The organism is Synergistaceae bacterium (genome assembly GCA_021372895.1).
Lineage (GTDB): Bacteria > Synergistota > Synergistia > Synergistales > Synergistaceae > JAJFTP01.
In genome coordinates this window covers 1-7,898 of sequence record JAJFTP010000092.1, presented here as the reverse complement: position 1 = coordinate 7,898, position 7,898 = coordinate 1, and the positions used below count along the sequence as shown (strand labels likewise).

Here is a 7,898-nt window from a genome sequence, read left to right as displayed (position 1 = left end):
TTTGGCATAAGGTAATGCCATACGCCGGGTGATCCTTGTTCTGGTCTCGCTTTTTTTGAATCTTTTATAAATACAGTTATACCGCAAAGCATGATTAAAGTAGAGGCAAGTTTCGGAAATACAGACGGAGCTGAATAACTGTCGCTCGTCATGTCCAGCGCAAAGTAGTATCCAAGCGCGCCAAATATTATTCCGAGAACGGCAAAACCGAGCTCGCCAGGTTTGCGCGTCACCTCAGGAACAAAAGCAGAAAGATCTTTGGGCGCCGCGTGCTTATCATCTATATTGACTTTGCGTTCAGCATCAGCTGCATTGCCACTCACTGTTTCAGAACTATCCATCTTAGACCCTCCATTTACAGAATAACAAAGCCTCTTAAAAACCTGCGTTTTGCGGGACATGTAAGGGCTTAGGCAATAAATTGCCCCTCCATGTCCCGCAATGGTCGGAATATGTCTTATTTCGGTTCCGGAATTTTAAACTCCGCCGGAGATTTTTTAGCTCCGCCTGCATTGTATATCAGCCAGCTTGCCGTCGATTCAAAGTTTTTAAGGAATACTTTCGCCTTATCTCCTGTAAGACCAAGCTTAAAACCGCCGGAATTATTGACAAACTCTGTAAAACGCGGTTCGTTGTAAGCCTTTGTGAAAGCATCCGTCAGCTTTTCTACGATGTCATTCGGAGTACCCTTCTTCACAAATACGCCGTAGAAGGGACCCCATGGAAGATACTTTTTGTACTCCGGATATATCTCTGTGATCGCAGGGACATCAGGTAACTGCGGGACACGTTTCGTTCTGAGGACTGCAAGACCGCGAAGACGTCCCGCGCGAATGTACTCAACAGAGGTAGAAAGTGCCAGAGGCATTACATCCACGTGTCCGCCCATTAAAGCCGTCGCTCCGGGACCGTCGCCATCAAACTGGATATAGTTGAAGCTGATACCGTGGATACTCTTCATCATTGCTCCGGCAACATATGGGAGCCCACCCGTGCCGCTTGTCCCCATCTTGATTTTACTATTTTTCTTGGCTGCCTCAACGAGATCCTTGAATGTTTTATATGGCGTATCGGGGTTAACACAGACAACCACGGCACCCTCAACTGCAAGGATGATAGGCTCAAAATCGTTGAAGCTGAGAGGTGAAAGACCAAGCACCCTGTAGGTAGCCGGGTTTTCCGCGGCATAAAGCAGGCTATAGCCGTCCGCAGGCTGATTGGCGACAAATGTGGTCGCTACAGCACCACTTGCTCCTGTTTTGTTCTGGAGAATAATTGCTTTCCCCAGATATTTCTCTGCTAGAGGCGAGAGTGCCCTGGCAACTCCGTCCATGCCTCCGCCCGCGCCCCATTGGATGTATCCCTGGATATTTTTATCGGGATACGCGGCAAAACCGGACGATACCGCTATCGTTACCAGCACCAGAGCGATAAAAAGAACGAAAAGTTTTTTCATAATGATTCCCCCTTATAGATTTGTGTCGGCTTTTATACTGTTTTAAAAATATTGTTTTTTTATGCCTCAGGATAAACCACATCAAGACATTTGCGCAGATCTGCCACCGGGATCTGCCCTGGTGCGGATGCCTGTGAACCGACCGCAAAGGTCAGGTCGGAGCCGTAGAGACCGCCGACTATGCGGCTGACTGCTCCGATGCCGCCCATTGACATTGTAATAATGGGAATATCCGCAAATTTTCTGCGCACGGCAAGTGTCGCCTCAAGGAGGGTCAGCACATCCTCTTCTGCCTGCGGCATGGCTGCCAGTTTGGCGACATGCGCACCGGCTTCGATCTGAGCAGACATAATTGAAATAAGTTCTTCTTTTGCGGGAGTCTTTTTAAAATCATGGAATGAAACTATGAGGTGAACAGAACTGCCGTCAAGGGATTTCAATACTTCGCCTATCTTCTGAGGACCATATTTCAGCTCCATGTCGATAAAATCGACAAGTCTGCCCTTGACTGCGCCGTCATAAATTTTGAATTTCGCCTCATCGCTTACTTTTTTGTAGCCGCCTTCCCAATCTCCGCGGCATGTAAGGATAATCGGTACTCCTCCTGCAGCCGCGTGAACTTCTTTCACCATTTCCACTGATTTCTGAACATCTTCGACAAAATCCCATGCATCTATCCGCAACTCTATGACATCAGGGGCAATTTCAGGAACATTCTTCACCTCTGCCAGAATTTCTTCACGGCTCTTCCCGACAAGCGGGATACAGACAAGAGGCATAGCACCACCCATCGTCCAACTCCGTATGCGTATAGGCTTTTTAGGCTTTAATCTCATAGACAGCCACCTCTCATTTTTAATATATTTTCGCAGTACGGAAATTTTCTTCATCTATAGGAAATAAATACACAATAATGGTTCACTTTAATTTTGTCAAGACGCCATTTGATAGCTATTTCTTCCACAAAACGGAAGTGTATATTGTGTGTTTATGTTGTTGATCTCTTCCGTGAACGGACCACCTGCTAAAGGACCCCGTTCTGCTTAAGATACTCTTTGGCGGTAACAAGGCAGCGGCGCGCATGCTCTGTATATCCCCACTTGGCAACATATCCGAGGTTTGGCAGTTCTATTGAAAGCACCGTGTCAGGCCGCATCCTTTTGACCATTCCGGCAACGTCTATAGCGCCTTCGCCGACATAGTACCTTTCGTCACGCCCTGTGTGGATAAGCGCCTCTTTGTCTGTAAGTGCCGGGATCTCAGCCGGACCGTCACAGATATGAGCAAGGTTATAAAGTTCCTTAGGGCATGCTTCAAGTTCCTCCATTGAAACCCTGGAACGGTATACGTGAAGCGTATCAAGCATTATGCCCGCATTGGGCTTCTTCACCGTGTCGATAACTTCGCGTACGCCCTTCATGTCATAGACGCTTGCCCATGTGGGGAATTCAAGATTGACTGTGAGGTCATACTGTGCGGCAAGATCACAGAGCGTGGCGAACTGGTCTATGTAGTATTCCTTGTCATCTGTCCATATGCTGCTTATCATGCCCTTTGCCCCGAGCCTCGCAGCGGCTTCAAACGACCTCTCGTAGTTCCTTACATCTACACCGTCTGCAATTCTTGCAAGCTCGATGTCGTATATCTCCATTCCGGTGTCTTCCATTGCCTGTTTTGTCAGATCGAACATCTTTTTATTTTTTGAAATGTCAAAATCAAATTCTCCTTTGACACCCATGCTGATAATTCTGATACTGACATAGTCGTAGCCGATCAGATGTGCGTTGTAAATCATTTCGGGCGGAGTCCACCCAAGGACTGTCAGATGAGCAAGTGAAAATTTGTGCGTCATTTTTCTTCCTCCTGTTTAAGTTGGCATATTTGAATATAAATTCCATTGTGCAGAAAAAAAATCCATTTAAGAGAATTGATTACAAGATATCGGTTTGTTATAAATCTGTCAAGATGTTATTTTTAAAATATGCACGCCTGTATATCATCGTAAGCATTTTATTCAGGCTTTCAAGCAATATAAAATTTCCGTTATGCGGAATTAATTATTGCTTGACAGAATATTATTACTGTTGTAAAGTCCACTTATTATCATAGTTATCTTTCAGGGGTGATTGACGTGGCAATGAAGTGGCCGGAAAAAATTATTTTTTGCGAGGTTGGCCCGCGCGACGGACTGCAGAATGAATCCACCATGCTTTCAATAGAGCAGAAAATCGCCCTGATAGAGGGCGTCGTCGATGCGGGGGTCCCTATCGTGGAAGTAGGTTCTTTTGTACATCCTAAGGCAGTTCCCCAAATGGCTGATACGGATGAGGTGGCAAAGAGGATACGGCGAGTCCCAGGCGTTGAGTACAGGTGTCTCGTCGCAAACAAAAAAGGTGTGGAACGGGCACTTGCAGCCGGTATAACAAAGGTCAAGCTCACTCTCTCCGCGAGCGAATCACACGCAAAAGCCAACATGAACAAGACGATAGCAGAACTCCTTGAAGGGTTCCGGGAATGTGTGCCATTCGCACGTGAAAACGGCGCAGAAGTCTCCGGCGCTATTTCAACAGCATTTGGCTGTCCGTTTGAGGGTAAGATCTCCACCGAACGTCTCATAGATATCACGAAGAGTTTCGGTGACCTTGGCATAACGGAGCTCTCACTTTCAGATACTACCGGCATGGCAAATCCTCGCCAGGTCTACGATGTGACATCGCTTATGCAGGATAAGTTCCCTGATGTGCGCTGGTTCCTCCATTTCCATAACACGCGCGGCATGGCGCTCGCCAACATGATTGCCGGCCTCAACGCCGGGATCATACGTTATGATGCATCGCTGGCAGGCCTGGGAGGCTGCCCGTATGCACCTGGAGCATCCGGCAATATTGCCTCCGAGGATATGCTGCACATGCTTGGTGAGATGGGGATAGCAACCGGGATCGATCTCGACATGATGATAAATCTTGCCAAACAGCTTCAAAAGTGGGTCGGACATCCCACAGACAGTTCGATCCTCAGGGCTGGAAAGGTTTCCGACTTAGTCAGTATCACAGCCGCAAAGAAGCAACCTAAGTAAAACGACACCTCCTCTCACAATATAGATGCACCTATCCCTTCTCCAGAAGCAGGGAGCCGAGTTAAGTACCGGCTCCCTGCTTCTATGCGAAAACACCTAGCAGTAAATTCTCAAATTATTGATGGAAGCTCCCGCGCGCCTGACTATATGGTTTATATTGGCCAGCATTTATTATGTCCTCCACTATCTGCTCATAAGTTTTTCGAGGTTGTGCTTGTATTCAGGTATCGCATCCCATACGGTGCTGCCCAGTTCACACGGGAACTCCTCACAAAAACCGCAATGGGGTATCCCGTTCTCCAGCGCGCACATTCTTATGCGGCATCCGGCACATAAGATGCTCTTCGATCCAGGCTCAAGACAGCCGGTACATTTGAGGCGTGACGGAAGGATAAAGGATACATGCCCCTCGTTTTCCCGTTCTGCCGCAATACGCGCCAATGTTTTAACGTCGCCGCGCGCCGTGGCCTTCCTGGCCTCGCACGTATCGCAGTCCATGCCGCAACAGCCTATATTTGCCATCAGTCAAGCTCTGCACTCGGATTTATCGCGTTCGCAACGCCAAGCTGTATTATTTTGCTGCCTGTTTTTTCAAGCTCGGCACCGAGCGCTTCAAGCCCCTGCCGGACTGTGCGCCACTCCGTTTCGAACGCGTTATCGACGAGAAATAGGGCGCGTTTTGTATTCTCTGAAACAGAGGCCCGGCGTGTGTCCCGATAATTCCAGAGCCAGCAGCAGATTTTTTCATCATCTGCGTAGACGACGTTTTTCTGGTCTACATCAATAACACTGTCTCCTGCACCAAGCGGATAAAATTTTTCACCTTCCATGCCGAATCGCAGTGTAAGGTTACCCTTGATCCTGTCCATGTCATAGGCACCCATAGGGAGCAGGTTCATCACAGAGACGCAGTTGTAGCAGTCTACTACGGTTAAGACAGCCCAGATGTCCCCCTTGAAGGTGCGGCGCAGGAGTGATTCGAGCGAGCTCTGATATTTACTCGGTTTAACGCCCATTTTGCGGTAGACCTCCCGCCAACCGGCAACATCCGGATGAAGCATCATGGTATCGGCCGATATGCCGATATCGTTGAGCCTGCCGACGAGAGACCTCTTCATTCCTTCGATGTACTCGCTCTTCGGCTGCACATGCACCTCCGCTGTGAGCCATCCGATGCTTGCATCCGGAAAAACTGCAAATATCGCCTCGTCAATCGTTATTTTCATAACGCCCATCCTTTCCAATTACTGTCTTTTAGCCGGCAAATATGCCGACAATGTTTATTTCAGAATAATTTTACCCATCCTGTCGCAAAGGATCTGGGCCAGGATCCCTACGGCCCAGCCGGCCAGGGTCCCGGCTATGAACAAAGGCACAGCATATATAAGTATGCGCACGTCGCCTACAAGATAAGTGATGACGGTTATCTGCCCTGCGTTGAATGCCCATGCCCCTGCGACGCTTATCCAAGGCAGTGTAAACTCCTTGCGGGATTTTGTGTAAAGCACCACCATCATGATAGTCGCAAGCAACCCACCGGCCATACTGCAAAGGAAAGCAAACCAGTTGCCCGTTATGAGCCAGGAGAGACAGACCCGCAGCAACGTGACGGCAAAGGCCTCTTTCACGCCAAGCAGCACAAGAGCAACAAGCGCGAACACATTTGCAGCTCCGAGCCTGATTCCTGGCAGCGGAAGCGGCAAAGCTCCCTCCACGAGGTTAAAAACCAAGGCAAGCGCAATCAGAAGCCCTGTAATGATAACGTTACGCAGACTCATCAGTACGACACCCCGTCAACATCTGACCTGCCTGATATCCTTATCTCAAGCCGGTGCGGCAGACAGATCGTACTCTCTCCCGCATGTTTCAGCCATCCGCGGCGCACACAGTCCCTATCAGGGCAGTCTGCATCTATTATAGCTATCCTGCCGCCTTCAACGTATATTGTATTGTATCCGCCATTGTATTTTATAGTTAATTCCTCGGGCGCTGCTTTGGCATCAAGCATGAAACTTTTTATTACCTTGCGATTCTGAATGACATCTGCTCTCAGCATCTCCGGCGATGCAACGAACGTCTGTGCCAGCCACAGAAACGTACCAACAGCAAGCAGCAGCACAAAAATTACAAGCATTGATCTGTCCCCGCGCCTCACTTTACAGCTCCGTTGATAACTTCCAGCATCATGCCGCCATCCGTCAGGCTGAATTTATTTTCAATATTTTGAGTTATAAAAACCTTCTTCTCTGCACCGACAACCAGCACAGCTTCTAAATCCCTGTGTTCACGCAGGAACGCCACGCTCTTCTCCGGGCCCATCACGAACATGGCCGTACACAGCGCATCCGCGTCGGCGGAACTTTTAGATATGACCGAGACCGAAACAAGACCTGACTGCACAGGCCGCCCCGTCGACGGGTCAAATATATGGTTATAGCGCACCCCGTCTTTTTCAAAATATCTCTCATAGGGACCCGAGGTCACGACTGAGATATCCTCTACGTCGATCGTACCAAAATATTCGCCGCGCGGCTTGTCGGGATGTTGCAGCCCAATTTTCCACGCATGCCCCTTCGGTGATTTTCCGATCACGTACAAATTACCGCCAAGATCTATAAGAGCGGATGTGATGCCGTGCTTGCGCAGCAGGTCGGCTACCCTGTCTGCGATCCAGCCCTTTGCTATGCCTCCGAGGTCAAACCGCTGTCCCCTGCCGACCGCCGCATAGCAGCCTCCGTTTTGTTTATAACAGGAAACTCGCCTGTAATCGACCAGCTCACGCGCAGCATCTATTTCACTGTCGGCAGGGACATGGGCGTTTTTCGTGCCGATCCCCCATAGCCTCACGACCGGACCTATTGTGGGATCAAACGCTCCACCGGTCTCACCTGCATTTTTGAGTGCAAGGGCAATAAGCTCCCCGGTCTCAGGGCTGACTTTGATCCTTCCGCCGGAATTGGAATTGATTCTGGAAATGTCAGAGGTTGCAATATTTACCGAAAAAAGAGATTCAAGACGTACTATCTCAGCCATCGAAGCATCAAGCGCAGCATCCAACGACGCCTTATTTTCGCCCCACACATTCAGCCTGACTATCGTACCCAGCCTGAATGACTCGCGCTCGGCTTTTAGCGGCTCATGCAAACTGAAATATACCCTTGCGGCAAAAACAAGAACGGCAATAAAAAGCGTTGCTATCACTACACCGCGGATTTTAGACGAACTGGCCTCTCCGTTTATATATGCCAACTATACTCCCCCAGCAGTGTCCTGCTCTTGATCTCCATTATAACAGCCATAAATGGACATGGGCCAATGATTTGAGCGCCTGACGGCAAACAGTTAAGTCATGCTGCGGTTATTACC

General features: G+C 48.9%; 10 protein-coding genes. 1 reads left to right on the top strand and 9 read right to left on the bottom strand.

Going from position 1 to position 7,898, the window contains the following annotated elements; all coding sequences use genetic code 11:
- The 4 genes from LLF78_08185 to LLF78_08170 all read right to left on the bottom strand — a co-directional run.
- Nucleotides 1-341: tripartite tricarboxylate transporter TctB family protein (locus LLF78_08185; GenBank protein MCE5202471.1), on the bottom strand; the 341-nt coding region annotated here is incomplete at its 3' end.
- 116 nt (nt 342-457) lie between these two features.
- Nucleotides 458-1,456 carry a tripartite tricarboxylate transporter substrate binding protein gene (locus LLF78_08180; GenBank protein MCE5202470.1) on the bottom strand — a complete coding sequence of 333 codons (999 nt, stop codon included), beginning with the start codon at nt 1,454-1,456 and terminating at the stop codon, nt 458-460.
- Nucleotides 1,457-1,515: 59 nt separating this feature from the next.
- Nucleotides 1,516-2,292: a type I 3-dehydroquinate dehydratase gene (gene aroD / locus LLF78_08175; protein ID MCE5202469.1), complete on the bottom strand. Its 777-nt coding sequence runs from the start codon at nt 2,290-2,292 to the stop codon at nt 1,516-1,518.
- A gap of 188 nt (nt 2,293-2,480) precedes the next feature.
- Entirely contained in the window at nt 2,481-3,308 is an 828-nt protein-coding gene (locus LLF78_08170; GenBank protein MCE5202468.1) for a sugar phosphate isomerase/epimerase, read from the bottom strand.
- A gap of 285 nt (nt 3,309-3,593) precedes the next feature.
- On the opposite strand from LLF78_08170, the gene LLF78_08165 reads away from it, so the two are divergent.
- On the top strand, nt 3,594-4,532 hold the full coding sequence (locus LLF78_08165) for a hydroxymethylglutaryl-CoA lyase (GenBank protein ID MCE5202467.1): 939 nt from the start codon (nt 3,594-3,596) through the stop codon (nt 4,530-4,532).
- A 183-nt stretch (nt 4,533-4,715) separates the two neighbouring features.
- On the opposite strand, the gene LLF78_08160 is transcribed toward LLF78_08165, so the two are convergent.
- The 5 genes from LLF78_08160 to LLF78_08140 are packed head-to-tail and all read right to left on the bottom strand — an operon-like array spanning nt 4,716 to nt 7,781.
- Nucleotides 4,716-5,054: a DUF3795 domain-containing protein gene (locus LLF78_08160; GenBank protein ID MCE5202466.1), complete on the bottom strand. Its 339-nt coding sequence runs from the start codon at nt 5,052-5,054 to the stop codon at nt 4,716-4,718.
- Nucleotides 5,054-5,758: a hypothetical protein gene (locus tag LLF78_08155; GenBank protein MCE5202465.1), complete on the bottom strand. Its 705-nt coding sequence runs from the start codon at nt 5,756-5,758 to the stop codon at nt 5,054-5,056. Before LLF78_08155 ends, LLF78_08160 begins: the two co-directional genes overlap by 1 nt.
- A gap of 54 nt (nt 5,759-5,812) precedes the next feature.
- Nucleotides 5,813-6,310: a Gx transporter family protein gene (locus tag LLF78_08150; protein MCE5202464.1), complete on the bottom strand. Its 498-nt coding sequence runs from the start codon at nt 6,308-6,310 to the stop codon at nt 5,813-5,815.
- Entirely contained in the window at nt 6,310-6,666 is a 357-nt protein-coding gene (locus tag LLF78_08145) for a NusG domain II-containing protein (protein MCE5202463.1), read from the bottom strand. Before LLF78_08145 ends, LLF78_08150 begins: the two co-directional genes overlap by 1 nt.
- Nucleotides 6,667-6,683: 17 nt before the next feature.
- The gene (locus tag LLF78_08140) at nt 6,684-7,781 is read right to left on the bottom strand and encodes an FAD:protein FMN transferase (GenBank protein MCE5202462.1); all 1,098 of its coding nucleotides are present in this window, start codon (nt 7,779-7,781) and stop codon (nt 6,684-6,686) included.
- Between the last annotated feature and the right edge of the window lie 117 nt (nt 7,782-7,898).

Coding starts and splice junctions, on each gene's coding strand:
- LLF78_08180 (MCE5202470.1), bottom strand. CDS start 1,456: ATGAAAAAACTTTTCGTTCTTTTTATCGCTCTGGTGCTGGTAACGATA.
- aroD (MCE5202469.1), bottom strand. CDS start 2,292: ATGAGATTAAAGCCTAAAAAGCCTATACGCATACGGAGTTGGACGATG.
- LLF78_08170 (MCE5202468.1), bottom strand. CDS start 3,308: ATGACGCACAAATTTTCACTTGCTCATCTGACAGTCCTTGGGTGGACT.
- LLF78_08165 (MCE5202467.1), top strand. CDS start 3,594: ATGAAGTGGCCGGAAAAAATTATTTTTTGCGAGGTTGGCCCGCGCGAC.
- LLF78_08160 (MCE5202466.1), bottom strand. CDS start 5,054: ATGGCAAATATAGGCTGTTGCGGCATGGACTGCGATACGTGCGAGGCC.
- LLF78_08155 (MCE5202465.1), bottom strand. CDS start 5,758: ATGAAAATAACGATTGACGAGGCGATATTTGCAGTTTTTCCGGATGCA.
- LLF78_08150 (MCE5202464.1), bottom strand. CDS start 6,310: ATGAGTCTGCGTAACGTTATCATTACAGGGCTTCTGATTGCGCTTGCC.
- LLF78_08145 (MCE5202463.1), bottom strand. CDS start 6,666: ATGCTTGTAATTTTTGTGCTGCTGCTTGCTGTTGGTACGTTTCTGTGG.